A 22,326-nucleotide genomic window follows, 5' to 3' on the forward strand; every position below is an offset into this window, starting at 1 on the left:
GTATTATACCTTTATTTTTCCAGCTATCAGAGCTCATTTAAACAAAAAGTTAGACTTTTATCAGCTCTCTTATATAATGGGCAGTTTTCTTTTTGACCACTTTAGAATGTACATCTCTTCATACGGTGCATGACCGATTTATATCAAAAAAGGGAAGTGATTCAGAGATTAATATGGTAAAATTGCGGTGGACTTATAGAAAGACATCAATGGAGGCAACACAATGAAGAAGAATCGAAATCGATTTATTGCTTTACTGATTACTGTATCTATTAGTTTCGCTTTGTATGCGGCTCAAATGTCAGCAGCACCAGCCGAACCTGAGCAGGTGCTTGATCTTGAGAAGGTACTGGGAAGCTCAGGATCAGACATTGGTTACGGAGTTATACCTTTAGCGGACGGTTATGTTATTGCAGGGCAGAAGATCGTTTCTGATCCTGTATCCAGCCACACGGATGCAGTATGGCTGAAGACGAATTTAATTGGCGATCTCGTCGGCGAGCCTAAGCAGTTCGGTGGTACGGAAGGCAATGATATGTTTAATTCTATAATCGCAACCTCTGATGGGGGGTATCTGATGACGGGATATTCTTACTCGGCGTCTACCTACTATGATACTTTTGTCGTGAAGACGGATGCATCCGGGGACATGCAGTGGGAGAAGCATCTCGGAGGCAGCGGAGAACAAGCCGGCCGGGGAATCGTTGAGACGTCTGACGGGTATCTTGTCCTCAGCAGAACGAATACCGGAGCGAATAATTATGATATTCAGGTGTATAAGCTTGCTGCCAATGGAGTGATCCTCTGGGAAGAACAATACTTATCACCGGATGACAGCTATGATGTATTTGACATAACGCTGACAGCAGATAATGGATTCGTTGTTGCCGGATCTAAGAAAGCTACATCTGCGCCAAACACGTCTGATGCCGTTCTAATTAAATACGATGCTGCAGGGGAATTCGTCTGGGAACAAACCTATGGTGAAAGCGGACAGACGGAGCTCTTCAACTCCGTTACGGCCACATCGGATGGTGGATTTATTTTAGCCGGAGAGACGAAGCCTAATGGTTCATTTAATGGGGATGCCTATCTGGTGAAGACGAATAGTCTTGGTGAAGCCGCTTGGAAGAAGGCAGTCGGGGGCAGTCTCAGCGATGTTGGCGTTTCTGTCATTGAAGCTGCGAACGGCGGTTATATGGTAGCGGGCAGAACCTACTCCTATACCAATGGTCCTAATGACATCTATATGTTTAAAATCAATGCTTCGGGTGATGTGCTGTGGGAAACGAATTTCGGAGGAGCGAGCTTCGACACTGCCTATGACATCAAAGCTCTTCCTAACAATGAATATGTCTTGGTTGGAAGCACCAATTCTTCGCAGATGTATCTGGTGAAAACAAAAGTGAATCCGGATCTCGCTCCGCTTCCGCCAATAATAACGGGGATTGCGGAGGATAGCGGGAGATCGGGAACGGACTATATTACGAACGATAAATCCTTGTATATTAAAGGGACTGCTGAAGCCTCTGTAACGGTTACGGTATATGTGGACAATGTTATTGCAGGAACAACTTCTGCTGACGCGAGCGGAGCGTGGAGCTATGATTATACGGCAACCACGTTGGCTGCGGGAAGCTACACATTCTCCGCAACGGCGACGAATACATTGAACATCACCGGAGCCAGATCCCTGTCGCAAGTCGTAGAGATTGATCTGGACGCTCCTACTGCTCCGGCAATAACGAGGGTGCTGGACGATTCGGATGACGACCGCATAACAACAGACAATACCCTAATCCTTAAGGGAACAGCGGAAGCGAAGAGCATTGTCGCGATATACTTGGATGATGGAAGCAGCAGTATCGGTACGATAACGGCAGCAGACGATGGAACATGGTCATTCGACTATACAGGGACAACGCTTGCTGATGGTGTCCGCACATTCAAGGCTACCGCCACGGATATTGCCGGGAATGTAAGCCCGGAATCATCTGATTTTGCTGTTAGGATCAAGACATCACTCCCTTCTGTTCCTGTAATTACAGGCTTCAGTGTAATGGATGACTCTGTAGTTATCCCTGTAGCAGTTGATGGAGCAACGAATAAAAGACCTGTCACCATTCATGGAACGGGAGATGCAGGGACTACGATTACAGTGTATAAGAAAAACGAGTTAGGTATGAGCGTAACGGCAGGAACTGCAGTTGTGACTGCCGAGGGGCGATGGTCGCTGGTTCAGAGCTCCATGATGCAAGGGGATAATCCCTACCGTGCAATGGCAACGGATTTGGAGTTTGGTCTAAGCAGTGCCAGATCCAGCGAATTCAAGATCATCTACGATACGTCAAAGCCTGATGCGCCAACGATTAACGAAGTTAAAACCTCAACGATAAGCGTGAATAATTTTGGAATTACGAATAATCCGATATTTGAGGAGTTGATGGGCGCAGCAGAATCTTTCAGCAAAATAACGGTATGGATCGATTCGGAAGAGATCACTACGGTAACTGCGGATGCTTTCGGCGATTGGAGTTACAATCTTAAAGGCATAACTCTGGAAGATGGCATTCACGTATTTGAAGCCATGGCTACTGATGCCGCAGGTAACGTAGGCACGGAGAAGGTCATTTTTTCCATAACCTTGGATACTCTTGTGCCGGTTGCGCCGATCATTGAGCCGAGCACAACGGCTTGGACCAATACAGATGTAACGGTTACCTTAGGGTTTTTAGATCAGGCTGCGGAGGATGACGCCGTGGAACGGCACATTAAAGTCGGTGATGGAGCGGGAAGCGTATTCGAACCTTATACCCTGCCTGTCACTGTAGAAAACAACACTAATGTATATGCCAAAGTGAAGGATTCAGCGGGCAACTGGAGCACAGAAACAATGCTTGCGATTGCCAACATAGATAGAACCCCTCCAACGGGAAGTATAGCCCTGAAGAATGGTAGTACCACATCTAATAATCTTATGCTGAGTCTTGACCTTACGGTGGAGGATGGTAAGGAAGGTACTGATCCAGAGGACATTCAAATGAGACTATCACAGGATGGTTCTTCGTGGAGTGCTATAGAGAGGTACTCCTCTACTAAGAATTATGAGATTGAAGCCGGTGATGGATCAGCTAGAGCCGTATACGTTCAATTCATAGATGCAGCTGGAAATAAGAGTATGGTGTATGATGCAATCTTTATCTTGGACACACTCGCCCCATCGATTCCAGTAATCACCGTTACACCTGTGGAAGTAACCTATGATCATGTTACTGCCACGATAATTTACGAAGATGATGTTGTGGTGAAGCAATATAAGCTCGGATTAGATGGTGTCTATACGAATTATACCGAGCCTGTAGTGATCCATACGAATACCACGCTGTATGCGAGGGGACAGGATGAAGCGGGCAACTGGAGCGAGGAAGCGTTACAAGCTATTTCGAATATCAGATCGGTCTCTTCACCTGAACCAGCACCATCGCAAGGTCAAACGAGACAAGGCGAAGTGCTCGTTGGGGATGAAGGCCCCGCTAAACCTTTGATCAAAATCGACATTGTCAGAAAGGGAACGAACGGGATAATTGAGGACAAGGTTGATATGAGCTATAGTAAAACAAGGGAAATAATTGACCGCGCTGACCGGTCTTCCAATCATTCCGTGCGAGTCATCATTACGGATCCACCGTTTCCAGGAAGTCAGGCTGATGAGATCATGGTTAATCTACCGAGGTCATCTCTGCGTGAGTTGAGCGAAGCAGGGCTCGTTGTTGAATTAAAAGTAGGAGACATCTTAAATACACTGACGCATGAAACGCTCAAAGCCCTGCAGGCAGAGGGAAAGGATATTTATTTCCGGTTTATTCCGGTCCGTAATTCGGGAGAGCAGCAAGTTATTACAGACCGCTCCGTGAGTGCGGATGAGGTTAAAGAGATTGCCGGCGATCAGGAAGTTAACGTAATTGGACGCTCGATTACGATCGAGACGAACTATAAGGATCATGCTACAAAAGTTATGCTCCCGATCACCTCCTTGCCAGGCAACGCTGCGCTCCGACAAGCCTTTCTGAACTCCCTCTCTGTCTTTATCGAGTATAGCGACGGCGAGAAGAGACTGCAGCGGGGTGTAATCAAATACGATGAGCACGGAAACCCGCTTGGGATTGAAATCGAAGTAGCTAAATTCGGTCTCTTCACTGTTATTTCTCTTGAAGAATACAGGGGGACCGCTTATGTATTTGGTTACCAGGATGGCAGCTTTAAGCCAGACCAATTCGTGAAAAGATCGGAGTTTGCTGCAATGCTCGCCAGATTGCTGCCTGCGAGTTCGGATGAGATGGCAGAGGATCGACAATACGTGGATGTTCCAAATTCCTATTGGGCAGCTGATTCTATTGCGAAGGTAAATCAAGCCGGATTAATGAATGGGTACCCGGACGGTTCCTTTGATCCAGGCGCCGTGATTACGAGGGCGGAGATTGCAGCAATCGCGCAGAAGTTAAAGGTACTCTCTCTACCTACAAGCGTATCAAGCTTCACGGACATCAAGGAGCACTGGGCCGAGCAAGTTATAGCAGCGGTCCAGCAAGCGGGAATCCTCACAGGATATCCGGATGGCAGATTTCTTCCTGACCGTGGAGTAACGAGAGCGGAGAGCACCGTATTCCTGAATCGATTGTTCGAACGTAAGCTCCAGGAATCCGGTTTAGTCGAATCATCCTGGACAGATGTCCCTCTCAGCCATTGGGCTTTGAAAGATATTGAGAGTGCGAGCAAACCCTAAGCACTGACGTTGTATTCTTATCGCAACAAAGCCGTCACTTCAAGCCGGGTGGCGGCTTTGTGCTGTCCGTAGATCACCAATAGCAAATGTGGCTTGGGATCATATAGAAAGAAAGGAGCGGCTTCTCAGAAAATTGGGATTGACTATGCCAGAGGCAGAAACTTTCTAGTCGGTGAAATGTGAGCAGTTTCGGTATCCTTTTTATGAAAAACAACGCTTCAAAAAATAAAAGAAAAAACTTTATTCCACTTTGCATTAAAGTGAAAATCTGATAGGATATAAATTATAGTCTATAGATTTAGTAAGGATTAAAAGGAGGCACTTTTTTCATGGACAAATTGATGCTTGATTCCATAGATGAAACGACACATCTAGATCAACTCGAGGCTGAAGCGATTTATATTATTCGAGAAGTAGCGGCGGAATGTGAAAATCCCGTGATGCTGTACTCAATCGGTAAGGATAGCTCTGTGATGCTGCATTTGGCGCTGAAAGCATTTTATCCGGAGAAGCCGCCGTTTCCTTTCATGCATATCGACACAACGTGGAAGTTCAAAGAGATGATTGAATTCCGCGACCGCAAGGCGAAAGAATTCGGAATCAACATGATTGTTCACTCCAATCAGGAAGGAATCGAGCAAGGGATCAACCCATTCGATCATGGTTCCGCATATACGGATATTATGAAAACCCAAGCGCTGAAGCAAGGCTTGGACAAGTATGGATTTACAGCTGCTTTTGGCGGTGGAAGACGTGATGAGGAAAAGTCACGTGCGAAGGAGCGGATTTTCTCATTCCGTAATAAAAATCATGCCTGGGATCCGAAAAATCAGCGGCCGGAAATGTGGAAGCTGTTCAATACGAGAATTAATAAGGGTGAAAGCATTCGCGTATTCCCGATATCCAACTGGACGGAAAAAGATATCTGGCAATACATTCGCAGAGAGAACATAGATATTGTACCCCTCTATTTGGCGAAAGAAAGGCCTGTCGTTAATCGCGATGGACAGATTATTATGGCGGATGATGAGCGGATGAAGCTCGAGCCGGGCGAGAAGATTGAAATGATCAAGATGAGATTTCGCACATTAGGCTGCTATCCATTGACTGGCGGCGCCGAATCAGATGCGGACACGCTGGATGCTATTATTGAAGAAACGCTTGGTGCGGTATCATCCGAACGGACAACAAGGGTTATCGACCAGGAAGAAGCGGGCAGCATGGAACGACGTAAACGGGAGGGCTATTTCTAAGATGAAGACTCTGCTTAAATTTATTACATGTGGAAGTGTGGATGACGGAAAGTCCACTTTGATTGGGCATATGCTTTATGAGGCTAAGCTTTTGTTCGCCGACCAGGAGAGAGCATTGGAGCTGGACAGCAGGCTGGGCAGCCGCGGCGGCAAAATTGACTACTCTTTGCTTCTTGACGGGCTGATAGCCGAACGTGAGCAGGGAATTACGATCGATGTGGCATTTCGGTATTTTACGACGGATTACCGTTCGTTCATTGTAGCGGACACACCGGGACACGAAGAATATACACGCAACATGGCCGTTGGCGCATCCTTTGCGGATCTTGCCGTTATTCTGGTGGACGCAACCAAAGGGATTATTACTCAAACGAAGCGCCATACAAGGATTTGCGCCCTCATGGGGATTAAGCATCTGGTCTTGGCGGTAAACAAGATGGATTTGGTTGGTTTCGATACGAAGAAATTTGATGAAATCAAAGAAGAATTCTCTCGCCTCACGACTGAATTCCAGTTTGAAAGCATTCAGGTGATCCCTGTTTCTGCAACAGAAGGGGATAACATTACAAAGAAATCGCCCAATACGCCATGGTACGAGGGTCTTGCTTTGCTTCCCTATTTGGAGAGTGTTGATGTTCATGCGAACGATGACGTGAAGCCGTTTATGATGCCTATTCAACGGGTATGCCGACCGGACCACACATTCCGCGGATTCCAAGGGCAGATTGAAGCCGGCAGCATCGCAGTTGGCGATGAACTGACAACTCTGCCTAGCCGTGAGAAGGCGAAGGTTAAACGCATCTTTGTAACAGATCAAGACAGGAATTCGGCTCATGCTGGACAACCAGTCACGATTCAATTGGATCGGGAAGTCGACGTTTCACGCGGCTGTGTGTTTACGAAGGACAATCAGCTCCAAGAGGCTGACAGCTTTAGCGCCACGATTCTTTGGATGGATGATTCTGTCCTGACGCCGGGAAAAAATGTTCTGGTGAAGGTAGGTACAAAGGTTCTTCCTGGTACTGTGACGGCAATTAAACACAAAATCGATATTAATACAGGCAAGACGGTTTCAGCCGATCATGTGGTTAAGAATGAAGTGGCTAAATGTGAATTTTCATTATCAGATGGTATTGTTTTTGATGCGTTTGAAAAAAATAAAAGCATTGGTGGATTTATTCTCATTGATCGTGTAACGAATATGACATCCGCTTGCGGCGTCATTGACGAAGCGCTTCAAAGCTCTGGCAATGCCGACCGGATCGATACGGATATCACAAGAGATGTTCGTGCACAGCAAAAAGGGCAGCAGCCATTAACGCTTTGGCTTACTGGTTCAGTGTCGGGCAACTCGGCTATTGCGAAGGAAATCGAGAAACGGTTGGTAGCTAGAGGTTATCATACGATGCTAATCGATAACAGCTTAGGAGAATCTGTGCGGCAAATCGCGGGTTATGCCACATTGCTAAACAACGCGGGTCTTATTGCTTTGGTACTGGTTGGCACTACGAGCGGCAACGACCAAGCCATTGCGCAAGAAATAATCGGCCAAGCCTTTTTGCCAATTGATGTTGCTGTAAACAGCTCTTCGGTCGAGGAAGCGGCTAATAATGCCGTGAAACAAGTTGTGAAGGCTCTCATCCAAGTCTAGTTTCAGGTTAAACTCGGTCAGGACATCAAGTGAAGCATTGTATGGTTCAAATAAAACGTATTCAAGAAGCCGCCCTCCAACTAATTGGAGGGCGGCTTCTCCCGTTTATGAATAAAAGATGTTATTGTACCGATCCACTGATGCAGCAAATAAACTTGAAGCTTGGAGTCAGGTTTAGTGGCAAAAGAGAATGATGTTTCAATAAATCAGCGGTAGTCTGGGGCTTATTTTCCTGTCCCAAGCTGCCGCTGTTTTTAATTGCTGCTTTATATATACAAAAGTTGTATCAAGAAATAAGAATATTGGGCAGATAGAAGATCAACCGATCGCTGCTGGAGCAAACAATATCTATACATCCTGCTAAATATCCGAATTGTGCATTCCGTGGAGGATATCGCAATTGCGGCTCTCAAACGCTAGGGGTATGATGACCGTGACTATAAATAGAGGGGGCGGAAGCGATGACTTAGATACGGTATCTAAACGTATACGGATAGACTTTAAAATTAAATGTTGACAACGCTTACATTTTCAAATTTCCTATTATATGAACAAATATCATTTAGCGGAGGTGCAGGATGAAAAGGCTTCTGGCACACATGCTTTGTTTGGTTCTTTGTTTATCTATATTCCCGTTGCATAATTCTACAGTAAAGGCTGCTGCTACTGTGCTTCAGGCGTTTCCGGGAGCGGAAGGTTTCGGTTATGCTGCAAAAGGAGGACGCGGCGGCGAGGTTTATCATGTCACAAGCTATGAGCTTACGGGTCCGGGCACCTTCCATGATGCGCTTACGACAGTAGGGGACACGCCGCGCACTATCGTATTCGATATATCGGGAGAAATTACTGCTCCCCAGATTATTCTGAGAAATAAATCTAATATCACCATTGCAGGCCAAACTGCTCCGGGGGACGGCGTGACTATCCGATCAAACAATATTCGGTTCATTGATTGCAAAGATATTATCATCAGGTATTTGACCTTTCGCATGGGTGAATTAAGCGTCAAGGATGATGCCATGTATTTTGAAGACTGCCAAAACGTTATCATCGACCACTCCTCTTTTTCATGGGCGACGGATGAAGTCTTGTCCATTAAGAGCAAAGATTATGATCATCCCAGATCCAAAAATATTACCGTACAATGGTCAATGATTTCGGAGGCTCTTCTTACCCATTCCATGGGCGGTTTAATTGAAATGAATACCATCACCATGCATCATAATCTCTATGCCCACAATAACGACAGAAATCCAAAAACAAAAGGGCAGATCGATTTTGTGAACAATGTCGTATACAACTGGGGACAGTTTCCGTATGTAGCTGGCGGGGAGTCCGGTACCAAAGGGTTCGGAAATGTCGTCGGGAACTATTTTATTGCAGGTATTAACTCTGTAGATCCGGAGTATGCCATTGTACGCGGAAATGAGAACTATCAATTGTATCTCCAAAACAATCGTATTGACAGCAATAAAAATGGTATGTTGGATGGAACAGATACGGGAGCGGGCATGATGGAGGCTGATAGGCCCAGCATTATGGTGCCAGAGCGGTTTGAATACCCCCTCATTCATACCGAATTACCGGAAGATGCGTACAATCACGTTTTGGATCACTCCGGATCTTCTCTGGCAAGGGATGCGGTTGATCAGCGGGTTGTTGATCAAGTAAGAAGCCAGACGGGAGCTATTATTGGACATGAGAATGATGTAGGCGGATACCCTCTGCTGAAAAAAGAATCCAGCCCAGCCGATACAGACCGGGATGGCATGCCTGACGTCTGGGAACAAGCAAGAGGACTGAATCCGAATGATTTGAGCGACGGAAACGGTGACAGCAATGGAGATGGCTATACGCATCTGGAGGATTATTTGAATGAGCTGGCGGCTGGCGGCTTCCCTGCCCATTATCCCTTAACCCCGCCGGCATGGTCCGGTCCGCCGTTCACACCGCCGGTAGAGCCGGAACCAACGCCTGCTCCAACCCCAGAGACCAGTATGGACGGTGAATGGGTCAGGAATGTCGTCATTAACGACAATAGTAAAAATGGAAGCTTAAATGCGTCTAAATGGTCGGTACAACATCATTTTCAGCCAGGCGATGTGGAATATGGAGATCGAACGACCGGCACCAAAATGTATAAGCTCGTAACCATACCGGATGCACTGAAAGGTTTGGAATGGATTCGGCCCGCTATGGAATCTAGAAGCGCTACGAGCAGTGACCTGCTCTCCTTCTATCTGGCTGCTGATGCAGATGTGTATGTGGTATACGATACTAGGATTCCGGAGATTCCTGCATGGTTATCCTCCTATGAGGACACAGGCGAGAATATTACCGATGATCAGCCGGTGCAGTACCGGTTATACAAAAAGCATTATTCAGCAGGTACTTTGGTATCGATGGGGGCGAATGGCAGCACTTCGAAGGGCAACTACTACGTTGTTCTAAAACCGACAGCTCCGCAAACAGAGCCGCCTGCAGTTCCTCCTTCCGAGTTGACAGCTGATTCTGCATCAGGTGCCGCTGTATCGCTAAATTGGTCACCGGCGAGCGAAGCAGCCTCTTATCTCGTTTATCGATCCTCTTCCATTAACCATGCATTTAAAGCCATTGGCAGTTCTGAGACAGCAGCGTTTGAGGATACGGCCATCGTTCGGGGGATTACTTATCAATATAAAGTGTCAGCTTTGAATGCCGGAGGGGAATCTCCTTACTCCAATATGGCAGAAGCAGTTACGTTTGATCCATCGCAGCCCGTACCTCCTGTGCCGGCGAGGCTAACTGTAGAAGCGGCAAAGAGCATGAGCGTGGAACTAGGCTGGACAGCGGTGGACGGAGCCGCAAGCTACAATATTTATAGAGCTGAGGTACAGGAAGGTCCTTACCAAAAGATTGGCGCTTCTTTAACGGAAGAATACACCGATAAGACGGTGAGTCCTTCTTCTGCCTATTTCTATAAGGTATCGACGATAGGCATTGGCGGCGAGTCCGGCCAGTCAAGCAGTGTTAGTGCCGAGACTAATCCGCCCGTGCTTCCTCCGCAAGTACCTTCAGGCATTTTAGCAGGTACAGTTACGACCTCATCTATTGAAATATTATGGAATCCAGTAGACGGGGCAGAGAGTTACAACTTGTATAGAAAAGAAAATGGAGAAAATGGATATGCGAAGGTAGGCAGTACCGAGTCAGCGGTCTACGTTGATGACAGCATTTATGTGACAGAGTCAGGCTACACCTACAAAATATCAGCTGTAAACGAAATGGGAGAGTCCATGCAAAGCGATGCGCTTACGATTGCAGTGCCTGTACCCGCTACCTCTTCCGATCTGACTGTTGGTTTGGTGGGGAAATCATTTGTCGGTCTCATATGGGCAGCCAAAGGCGATGCAACTCAATACAACATATATAGGGAATCCGTTGGCGAGAGTGTATACAATCCCGGTTCTGCCAAGGTTGGCGCTTATTATGACCGCACGGTAAAGCCGGGTGTCGAATACATGTATTACATCATCGCCCAAAATGCGAGCGGAGAATCAGAAAAGTCCAACACCGTGAAGATTAGGACATTGGGAACGTCCGTAGAACCGGACAACACCGACAACACCGACAACACCGTCAAGCCTGAGATGGGTGTCCCCAAGCCGGTCCTTGATCCCAGAACGGGAGAAGCAAAGATAATGCTGGCGATGAAAGACATTGCGGCTGCTTTTGAGCAGACAGCGGTGGACAAAGACGGATATAAGACATTTACTGTCGACATCCCTAGGGTTGAAGGAGCGAAGGCTTATACGACGGTACTCCCGGCTGAGTTTCTTACCATTGCCGATACAGTCAGACGAATGGAGATAAAAACCGAGTTAGGCACGCTGGCCGTGCCGGCGGGCATGCTCTCAGGCGCTAAGGTTTCGGCGAAAGAAATCGGCATACGAATAGGTAACGGGAATATCGCGGCACTTCCTGCACAGGTGAAGGACAATGCTGGAAATAGCCCGGTTCTCCATTTGGAAGTATGGGCTGACGGCGAAATCGTGGAATTTAACGATCTAGAGAAACCTGTATTCGTTTCTGTAGCTTACAAGCCAACAGCCGAGCAGCTGAAAGATCCGGAATATCTTACGGTATGGTTAATAGATGGGCAGGGAAACATCAAGCCTGTACCTAGCGGAAGGTATGATAAGGAAGCGGGAAGGATCACATTTACAGCCACGCGTACAGGAACATTTTCCGTTGTGTCTGTTTTTAAACGTTTTGGGGATCTGGAACAGTATGAATGGGCAAAAGACTCGGTAAACGTCTTGGCATCTAAAGGCATCATTAACGGAATCGGAGAGAATACCTTCGACCCAGCTGCCGCTGTTACCAGAGCGGATTTCACTTTATTGTTGATCAAGACTCTTGGATTGACGGCAAAAGCCGATTCGAATTTTGCCGATCTGAATGAATCAGCTTATTACTATGAAGCAATAGGCATTGCAAAAGCGCTGGGCCTTGCGAAAGGAGAAGGAGAAAATCGTTTTCATCCGAAAGAGACGATTAGCAGGCAGGATATGATAGTTTTGACTGCAAGAGCTATGACAATAGCGAAGAAACGGCATGCAGCCGAACTGGATATCAGCCTAGATAACTTTGCAGACAGGGAGGATATCGCAGCCTATGCAGCAGAGGACATCGCAATAATGGTTGAAGAAGGCCTGATTAAGGGGAGCGGAAGCAAGATACATCCTCTTGCGAAAGCGACCAGAGCGGAGGCTGCCGTTCTGCTTTACAGCGTATACAATAAATAATTAGATATCCAGTGAACAAGGTGGAAATAAAGGATAAAGAACAACGATCCGCCCAGAAAACTGCCGGGATTTTAACGGCAGTTTTCTTTTGTATGCGGCATGTGCCAAGCATTAGAAAGGAATTGAAAAGCAGAGAGGGGACGCCGCTGTGCGTCAACAAACCAATCCGCCACAGCATCAACAAATCCGCGGAAGCCTTGCTGCTGCGGTGTTTTTTCATGTCTCGATATGATCATCGGAATCGCTAGCGAGCCGTATTTGTTCATCAACCTATCTTGGTTTGAGTACGCTAATCCTCCAAATTGGGAGAGATCGCGGATTTGTGCATGCCATGGAGAATTGATCGATTGTTTATCAAGCGCTTGAACAGGTAAGATGGCGGTAACAGAAGCGAAGGAGGTTCACGATGGCAAATGCGCAAGATCATTTGGAGCCTGGCTCCACTCGCATACCAATCGGGAGATTCAACTTGATGGAGAATCGTTATCTCGTAAATATGCGAAAGTATTGGATGCTCTACGTCATGATACTGCCTGGCATCATCTATTATCTCGTATTTAAATACTTACCGCTGGCCGGCAGCGTGATCGCGTTTCAAGACTATCAGATTTTTAAAGGTATGCTGTCAAGCTCATGGGTCGGCTTCGCCAACTTCAAATTTATATTCACGTACGAAGACTTCTATTTAGTATTAAGAAATACGGCGACAATCGCCCTTTATCAGCTTGTGTTTGGGTTCCCGGCACCGATCATCTTAGCTCTTCTCTTTAATGAAGTCAGGTTGATGCTGGCCAAACGGGTTATGCAAAGCTTGTTCTATCTCCCGCATTTTTTATCCTGGGTCGTCGTTGGGGGCATCGTATTCGAGCTGCTGTCGAGCCAGGGCGTCATCAATATGGTGCGAGGATGGTTCGGGCATGAAACGATCCTGTTCATGCAGGAGCAGCAATACTTCCGCACCATTGTCGTCATATCCGGCATTTGGAAGGATGTGGGCTGGGGAACGATCATTTACTTGGCCGCAATCGCCGGCATTAATCCGAGTTTATATGAAGCGGCTGTCATGGACGGGGCAAACCGTTGGAAGCAGACGATCCACATTACGCTGCCTACCATGTTCCCTACCATACTCGTATTGTTCCTATTGAATATCGGCAATTTCTTGGAACTTGGCTTTGATCAGATTTATAATTTATTGACGCCGATGACTTATTCGGTCGGTGATATCATCGAGACGTATGTTTACCGCGCAGGCGTGCTGCAAGGGCAGTACAGCGTAACGACAGCAATCGGCTTATTCCAGTCGGTCATCGGATTCATGTTATTGTGGATATTTAACCGCATGGCCCGAAAAACAGAACAGGGGTTGTGGTGATGAGAAAAACGACAGGAGATCAACTATTCCAGTTTTTCAATTATGCGTTTCTAATCGCTGCGGCTGCCACGATGCTGCTTCCGCTTCTTCAACTGCTGGCCGTATCCTTCAGTTCGCCGGTCGCAGCCGATTCCAAGATGGTATTCCTATTCCCCGTCGAATTTACGACAGCTTCCTGGTCGCACATCCTGCAGAACACGGGGTTGTGGAAGTCGTTCGGTATCACCGTGTATATAACGGTGGCTGGAACTTTTCTGAGCATGCTGTTCTCGGTGCTGACGGCTTATCCGTTATCGCATCAGCAATTTCTCATCCGTAAGCCGATCATGCTCGGTATTATTATTACGATGATTTTCAATGCGCCGATGATTCCGTTTTTTCTTACGGTGCGCGAGCTCGGCATGATGAACTCCTTATGGTCACTCATCTTGCCTGGAGCAATCGGTACGTTCAATATGATCATTATCCGCACCTTCTTTTCAGGCATTCCGAAAGAACTTGATGATTCTGCGCGAATTGATGGCTGCAACGAGGCCGGTATATTATTCCGAATTTATTTGCCGCTGTCAAAGCCGGTGATGGCAACCGTAAGCTTGTTTTACGCGGTAGGCTATTGGAATACCTTTCAGCGGGCGGTATTGTTCATTCGCGATCCGGAGAAATGGCCGCTGCAAACGAAGCTTCGCGCTTATTTGACCTCGCCGGAGGAGCTGGCGGCAGTCAATCTGGTTCTCGGTGACTACGATTTCAATACGACAACGTTGAAAGCGGCTACAATATTATTTGCTACCATTCCGATTGTGCTCGTGTATCCTTATTTGCAAAAATATTTTGTCAAAGGCTCTATGCTGGGCTCCTTGAAGGAGTAGCTGGTCTTTTGGCGGGAGAACAAGAGGTATGAAGCCGACTCGCTGGCTTGATATATAGCTTTTATACAATTAAGGGGGACTGAACACATGATGAAACCTGTATTCGGAAAATCGGCCAGAATATTCGTATTGGCATCGCTGCTGGTCGTTTCGATCCTTAGCGGCTGCTCTAACAACGGTGAGAAGCCTGCGGCTTCGGCCGATGGCACAGACAAGAATGAATCCGTTACGGTAAAAGTATTCAAAAGCCATATGGGCGTAGGAACCATTCCGGACAATGATAATGAGCATGTGAAATATGTGGAGGAGAAGACGGGTGTCGTATACGAACTGGTGACGACGGCACCCGGCTCGGAGCCGACGGAATTTCTGAACCTGATGATTGCCTCCGATGATTTGCCGGACATTCTCCGTCCAATCGGGGGCATCGAGCAGACGTTAATCAAACAGGGCGGCGCTTTGGCGCTAGATGATTTGCTGCCGAAGTACGCGCCGAATGTATGGGAGAACATTCCCGAAGAAGCTTGGGATATCGTGAGGTCTGCTTCCCCGGACGGCCATATTTACTATGTGCCTAAGGTGTTCCTCGTCCCCGAGCGGGCGCCGATGATCCGTCAAGACTGGCTTGACAAGGTGGGACTGCCTGTTCCAAAAACAACAGAGGAGTATAAAGAGGTGCTGCTGGCATTCCGGGACAAGGACCCGAATGGCAATGGCAAAGCGGATGAGCTGCCTACCTCGGGACGTGAGTTTGGCAAGTGGATGGACCATCTGTTCGGTATGTATGGCGTCGCGATGTGGGAAGGCGTACCGGAATGGGATAGCTATGAAGGAGAGATTCAATACGCAGGCGTTACGAAAAATATGAAGGCCGCTATCGCTTATATTCGTGAGCTTTACGAAGAAAAGCTGCTTGACAATGAGACGTTTCTGAATAAAGGCGATGTCTGGCAGGCCAAAATCAACAACAATTTGGTCGGCAGCTGGTATCATCTACCGGCGAACCTCCGGGACCGCTATACGGCGATGCTAAAAGGAGCGCCGGATGCTTATGTCGTCGGCATGCCGATGCCGAAGGCAGAAGGCTATGAAGGATTCGTTACGCAGAAGAGCATGGGAGAACCAGAATGGATGATCCCGACTGTGGCAAAGGATAAAGCGGAATATTCCCTTAAGCTGCTCGATTTCTTCTATGACCAAAGCAATGACGAATTTATTCGCTTTGGTATCGAGGGGCAGCAGCATGAAGTCGTAAACGGCAAGAAGGTCGTGCTTCCGCCAGAGGACAGCCGTCCGATCGCGCTTGGAATGCGCAATCTGACGACGAAAGAAGATATGGACGTACGGATTAAGGAGACGATTCCGGAAGACATGCAGAAGATGGTTCAGGATGTCTTTGCTGTCAGCAGTGCCGACGCGCGCCGCATCGCTGGCGATGGATTGCCGAATACGGTGTACGAAGGTTTCCCGGACATTCAATCGCATAAGCTTTTCCAAGAGTATCTGACGAAGATCGTCATTGGCGAATGGCCGCTGGAGAAATTTGACGAGTTCATTGACCGTTGGAATAAGGCTGGAGGCGAAGCCGTTACCAAGCGCGTCCAAGAATGGTATGCCAAAGTGAAGAATTAGGCGGCTTGAGGCAGCCTTTAAGATCGCGAAATAGCAAGAAAGGATGGGTTCAGATGAGAAAACGATACGCCATTTGCGGAGTGAGCGGACGTGCGCTGGGCATGTTCGCCAAGCCTATCCTGACCACTTTCGCTGGAAGCTGTGAGCTTGTTGGCCTGCTCGACCGCGATCCGATGCGCTTTGAGCTGTACCGCTCGAGATACCCGGAGCATGCCGATGTAAGGACCTATGGCGAGAGCGAGTTCGATCGCATGGTCGATGAGACGAAGCCGGATGTGATCATCGTCGCGGGCCGCGACGACACGCATGCACAGTACTTGATTGCCGCGCTTGAACGCGATCTGGATGCCATTACGGAGAAACCGATGGTGACGACTGGAGCGGATAGCAGGCGCGTTACCGAAGCAGAGAAGGCGAGCAAAGGCACTGTTATTGTGACATTCAATTACCGCTATGCTCCGATTCATACGAAGATCAAGGAGATTGTGCAGGAAGGAAAGCTTGGCAGAATAACGTCGATTGACTTGAACTGGTATTTGGATACGTATCATGGCTCTAGCTACTTCAAAAGGTGGAACCGGGACCGCGAGCTGTCAGGCGGCTTGTCCGTACACAAGAGCACGCATCATTTCGATCTGGTTAACTGGTGGATTGATCAGAGGCCGGTTGAGGTATTCGCGTTTGGCGCATTGAACTATTATGGCGCAGAGGCAGAGGCGAATCCGAAGAAGGAAGACGGACGCTTCTGCAGTACCTGCGCGTATACCGAGGATTGCTCGTATTATTCGCGGTGGAATGCCCGCAGCCGGAATCTGAATGTACCGGATGACCATCTTGGTTCTCTCGAAGCGGGGAAGACCTCGGCGTTTCCCTACTCGGATTATCGTCCGGATCGCTGTATTTTCGATTCGGAAATCGAAATTGAGGATACGTATACTGCGACCGTGAAATACAGCGGCGGCGCTCTGCTCAGTTATTCCGTCAACTTCTCGCTGCCGTATGAAGGCTATCGACTTGCCATTAACGGGACGAAAGGAAGAATCGAGACGGTGGAATATCATATGCCGGGCAGAACCCCTTTCCCTACGCCAGTACAAACGATCGACTACTTTCCGTTGTTTGGCTCGAAGGAAACGATACATGTCGTGCATCGGGAAGGCGGGCATGGCGGAGGAGATCCTCTGCTGCTTGAAGATTTGTTCATGGGTGAAGACCGCAGACGGCCGTTCCGAATGTTGTCGGGCGCCGTGGATGGCGCTTATTCGGTTGCGACGGGCGAAGCGGTATGGCGTTCGGTGAAGGAGCATCGTCCGATCACGATTGAGGAGGTATTGGGCAGCGGCACCGATACATCTGGCAGCGAAGCGCAGCAATGTCAAGAGAGCCTGAGCGGCCAGGGAGGCAGAGCGTAATGACAACAAATCTAAGCCGGTATTTCGATCCGATGGAAAGCATAGCTTCGCAGACGGAGGGCAGCAGCATACCGCATGTGCTTAAGGTCATCGCGCAGCGGTATGTTGGCGACAATCCGCCGCATGAACCTGTGTACCGGGTGACGAGGACCAGCGCGATTCGCAAGGGAGCGGATCATTTATATGAATTTCCGCTGGGAAGTATGTTTAAGGATATGGAAGCGGGTCAGCGCGTTTACGCTTGGGCAAAGCTTTGGATCGACCAGCCGCATGAGTTTATCTTCCATCTTCGCTGCTTCGGGCAAGTGAAGCTGTACCATAACGGGGATCAGCGCTTCGGATCGTCAACGGAGGAGGAGGAATCCAACACAGCTGCACTGCCGATAAAGCTGAAAATAAATCTGCTGCGTGGATGGAATCATTTTGTATTAGAGCTGGGAAAGGACGGAGAAGGGATCGGCGGGGCAGCCTTCGGAACAGGCAGCCGTAAAAATAAACCGTACCACTTTCTGACGCCATCGGTTGAGCGGGAAGGGGAGGAAGGCTGGATCTATACGGCGCCGCTCGCGCAGCCGCTTAATCGCATCCCAGGTACGAATCAGGCGGAGGCAGCCACCGGAGTGGAGTGGCTGCCTGCAATAGAAGAAGGAAATGGGCATCTGAATCATCTATACGGGATGCAATCGGGCTATTCCGCTTTTGCATGGACGACGCTTGCCAACCGTACCGCTTCAAAACACCGGGTATCGATCGCTGGTACGGCCTATGGTACTTTACGGTTCATCTGGCAGGGGAAGGAGCTGCTTGCGGTTCAGCGACCGGGAGACTTTTCCTTCGATCTGGATGCAGACCCGGGAAGCGGTGACTTGATCGCCCATTGTTATTGCGATGGGCAAGGATGGGGTTTTCAGCTTCGGGACCTTGCGAATCTTGAGGTTGAATTCGTAATCGGGCGACGCGTACATGGCTATGACGGGAAGTGGCTGCAGTTAGGTCCTCTTTCTGCGGAAGCGAATATCGATCCGACTGATTATCTGGCGCTCGACAAAGCGGTGGCGGACCGGCACGTGAACGTGTTTTGGATGACGGATCAGCCTGGAGCGCATGTGCGACCATTTCTCGAAAATGAGCTGTACGGCCGGTGGAATTATCCGCTTGGCGTCACATTGTCCGGACTGCTGGGTACGAGCCAACTACTGCAGCGCGAAGAGCTTGCTGATTACGTCGTTGGCCATGTCGAATTTGCGACAGCGACGTATGCCTACTCCCTTTGGGACCGCGATCGCTTCGGAGCAGCAGGCTTGAATAATCAGCTGTCGCATATCGATAGCCTTGATGATTGCGGGTCCTTCGGAGCACTGGCCGTCATGGCTGAACGGCACCGTCCAATTAAAGGTTCGCGCGCGGTGGCCGATGAAATTGCGCATTACATTATGAATGTACAGGATCGTATGGAGGACGGTGCGCTCTACCGCAAGGTCGGCGTCTCGCCAAGTATGCATAATACGATGTGGTGCGATGATATGTATATGAGCGTTCCGTTCCTGTGCAGGTATTCCGAGCTTACCGGCGATTCAAGATACATCGACGAAGCCGCCATGCAGCTTCTGCTATATAAGAAGTATTTGTATATGGCGGAGCAGCAGATCATGTCCCATGTGTACGATGTTAGGAATGGCAAGCCTTCCCGGACGGCCTGGGGCAGGGGCAATGGCTGGGTATTTTTCTCGCTGGCGGTAATGCTCGAAGCACTGCCGAATACGCATGCGAGCTATCCTTCCGTACTTGCTTTCTTTAGGGAGCTGGCGGAAGGGTATCGCAGGCTGCAGGGCAAGCACGGCCTGTGGCATCAAGTATTGGTCGATTCGGAGTCGTATGAGGAATCCTCGTGCACCTCGATGTTCATATACGGATTTGCGCTTGGCGTCCGCCATGGCTGGCTTGAGGATCCGGGGCCGTACATTCGGACGGCCTTGGCCGGCTGGCAGGGATTATGCGAGCGGGCTGTCGACAAACGAGGGAATCTATACGGGGTTTGCAAGGGATCGAGCTGGTCAAACTCCCATGCTTACTATAAGCATGATTTAGGCTGGAATTTGAACGATACGCATGGCATCGGCATCGTGCTGCTTGCCGGCATCGAAACGCAGCGAATGAAAGAATGGTTGAAAGAGAAGGCTTGAGCGGGTTCGGAGTGTGAGTAAGTAGATCAGGCTGAGTATGTTACGAGGGCAGGTTCACGTTATAATGGAATGATCCTCGGCATAAGGTGGGATTTATCGTGACACAGTCTATCAAGAAATGGTTGAAATACAATCTGGCACATACCCAAGTTAGACTCGTGCTGATTTTAACCGTTTCTGTCTTCCTCATTATTCTGGCTGTAAGCCTGACCTCGTACAATACGTCGAAGTCGGTGATGCAGGAAGAGCTCAGCGAATTGCAGCGTCAGATGCTGAAGCTCGATATGAACGTAATCGACGAATTGGTCAGCGAGAGCGACAAGGTCGCGATTCAAGTCGCCTTGAGCGATAATGTCTACAAGTTTTTGACTAGCAAAGTACAGGGCTCCTACACGAATATTACGGAGGCATACCAATTTCTATCCACATTAATCAGCAATTCCAAGTATATCAAAAGTATTTATGTTTACGATCTTACGAAGGAGAGCTTCTTGGCAATCCCGCAAGGCTTCAGCTCCAATAAGCTGACGTTCGACGATTCCGGCTGGACCAGCATAGCCTCTGAATTCGGAGAGCGGACGACGCTCATTAAGAAGCGAATGGTGCCTGAAGGGGCCGGAGCCAAGGGCTCGAGCATTACGCTGTTTCGTAAGATCATGATCCAAGGGGAATTTAAAGGAATTGTCGCCGTCAATCTGAAAAACGAGGAATTATTCGCTAAGCTGAATCCGCCTATCATGAGCAATTTGAATCGAATGCGCTATATTATCGACGAGCATGACGAACTGCTTTACTCCGTTTCGAACTACGATTTCAATCAAGACTCGGTAAGCCGCGCGATTGAGGCGCTCAGGGCGGACGAGGGCGGGGACATCATGATCCAGAATCGCCAATTGCTTATAAATCAGCTCGAATCACCCGTGACAGGGTGGCGGTATGTGTCCATTGTTGAGCAGGACAGCCTGCTGGCCAAGTCCAAACGGGTGGCAAAGGTGGTTCTGCTGGTTTCTATTGCGGCTCTAGGGCTTGGCGGAGCAACGATTTTTTATATTAATGCGGCGGCTTTCCGTCCGGTGCGCCGGCTGAAGCAGTTGTTTAGCAGGTTTGACCGCAAAACAAACGGTCCGGAAGGCATTGATCTGGAGAAGCTTGCCGGGGAACTGCTCACCAACCATGCGCATCTGTCACAGCTCGTCCGAGAGTCGATGTCTGAGGCCTCATCGAAGCTGCTTACAGATATTTATTCCGGCAATCTTATCGGGAAGCGGGATATTGAAGAGAAATGGAGCCGCTATTTCGGAGAGTGGACGGCAGCGCCGGTTACGGTGGCTATTCTATCGATCGATCGTTACGAAGAATGGTCAAGGACGTTCACCGGCGGCGATCATTCGCTGTTGAAGTTCGCTTTGGCCAACATTGTGGCTGAGTTGTTCGAGCCGCAATGGCGAATTGTATGCGCCGATTTCGGAACGGATAAGGCAGCCATACTGCTGCAGCCGCGTGTAGAAGGGCTGCGATGCGAGAATATACTCGCGGAATCGCTGGAGGTTGTATCGCGTTTATTGAAATTCAGCATATCGGCGGGAATCGGCAACGCGCAGACGGATATTGCCAAACTGAAGCAAGTCATGCTGGAAGCGGAGAATGCGCTTACATACCGGTTGTACCAAGGCTATGGACAGGTGATCACGTTCCAAGAGGTGTCCGGGCATGAAGTGAATGAACCGCTGCAGCATGAAAGCATGCTAGATGAATTGATTGGCGCTATTGAAATGGGCAATGAGCCAGGATCCCTGGAAGCAGTCGGACGAATGATCGATTGTATCCGCAGCCAGTATGGATATCCTTCAGCGGCTGTATCATTCCTGCAGTCGGCTGTCGAGCGAATCGAGCAGATCCGTCCAGCCGCAGACGGCTCCTTAGGCCAATCCTATGTACGCTTCGACACTCTTCATCTGGCGGATATCAAAGACGAGCTGGAGAGCCGGGTAATTATGCTGGCGCAGCGTTTCCGCCGCTTGACCGAGAGCAAGGATTTCATCATGTGCCAGCGGATGATTGACTACTTGAAGCAGCATCTTAACGAACCGATAGGCATACCGGAGATTTCTGACGCGGTTGGCATTAGCAGTAGTCTAGCCAGCCAGTTGTTCAAACAAGAAACGGGCGAGACAATCTATAACTATTTGACCCGGCTTCGCATCGAACGAGCGAGTGAACTGCTGCTGAAGACGGATGACCGCATTTCGGATATCGCGCTGATGGTCGGCTACCAGCATGAGAATAGCTTTATTCGCAGTTTCCGTAAATTCAAAGATATTACCCCGGGCAAGTACCGGGATATGATGAGAACCCGGATGGATTTTCCGTTTGAATAAGTA

The 22,326-nt window shown here is 48.7% G+C and carries 10 protein-coding genes; all 10 read left to right on the forward strand.

Annotated elements, in window-relative coordinates:
• Positions 1 to 223 precede the first annotated feature (223 nt).
• Positions 224 to 4,783 carry an Ig-like domain-containing protein gene (locus FHS16_RS02130; RefSeq protein ID WP_183558191.1) on the forward strand — a complete coding sequence of 1,520 codons (4,560 nt, stop codon included), beginning with the start codon at positions 224 to 226 and terminating at the stop codon, positions 4,781 to 4,783.
• Between the two features lie 329 nt (positions 4,784 to 5,112).
• Positions 5,113 to 6,036 (forward strand): sulfate adenylyltransferase subunit CysD, encoded by a 924-nt coding sequence (gene cysD / locus FHS16_RS02135; protein WP_246431536.1) that lies wholly within the window; start codon positions 5,113 to 5,115, stop codon positions 6,034 to 6,036.
• A 1-nt stretch (position 6,037) separates the two neighbouring features.
• A complete protein-coding gene (locus tag FHS16_RS02140) occupies positions 6,038 to 7,687 on the forward strand; it encodes a GTP-binding protein (RefSeq protein WP_183558194.1) in 1,650 nt (549 codons plus the stop codon).
• A gap of 578 nt (positions 7,688 to 8,265) precedes the next feature.
• The gene (locus FHS16_RS02145) at positions 8,266 to 12,474 is read left to right on the forward strand and encodes an S-layer homology domain-containing protein (protein WP_183558197.1); all 4,209 of its coding nucleotides are present in this window, start codon (positions 8,266 to 8,268) and stop codon (positions 12,472 to 12,474) included.
• 472 nt (positions 12,475 to 12,946) lie between these two features.
• Positions 12,947 to 13,849, forward strand: coding sequence for an ABC transporter permease (locus FHS16_RS02150; protein WP_183558526.1), 903 nt, complete (start codon positions 12,947 to 12,949; stop codon positions 13,847 to 13,849).
• A complete protein-coding gene (locus tag FHS16_RS02155; RefSeq protein ID WP_183558199.1) occupies positions 13,849 to 14,718 on the forward strand; it encodes a carbohydrate ABC transporter permease in 870 nt (289 codons plus the stop codon). Before FHS16_RS02150 ends, FHS16_RS02155 begins: the two co-directional genes overlap by 1 nt.
• A 90-nt stretch (positions 14,719 to 14,808) precedes the next feature.
• Positions 14,809 to 16,350 (forward strand): extracellular solute-binding protein, encoded by a 1,542-nt coding sequence (locus FHS16_RS02160; protein WP_183558528.1) that lies wholly within the window; start codon positions 14,809 to 14,811, stop codon positions 16,348 to 16,350.
• 53 nt (positions 16,351 to 16,403) lie between these two features.
• Entirely contained in the window at positions 16,404 to 17,762 is a 1,359-nt protein-coding gene (locus FHS16_RS02165; RefSeq protein ID WP_183558202.1) for a Gfo/Idh/MocA family protein, read from the forward strand.
• Entirely contained in the window at positions 17,762 to 19,945 is a 2,184-nt protein-coding gene (locus tag FHS16_RS02170) for a glycoside hydrolase family 88/105 protein (RefSeq protein WP_183558205.1), read from the forward strand. Before FHS16_RS02165 ends, FHS16_RS02170 begins: the two co-directional genes overlap by 1 nt.
• Before the next feature lie 98 nt (positions 19,946 to 20,043).
• A complete protein-coding gene (locus FHS16_RS02175; protein WP_183558208.1) occupies positions 20,044 to 22,323 on the forward strand; it encodes an AraC family transcriptional regulator in 2,280 nt (759 codons plus the stop codon).
• Positions 22,324 to 22,326 lie beyond the last annotated feature (3 nt).

Source organism: Paenibacillus endophyticus (assembly GCF_014192395.1).
GTDB classification, from domain to species: Bacteria; Bacillota; Bacilli; order Paenibacillales; family Paenibacillaceae; genus Pristimantibacillus; species Pristimantibacillus endophyticus.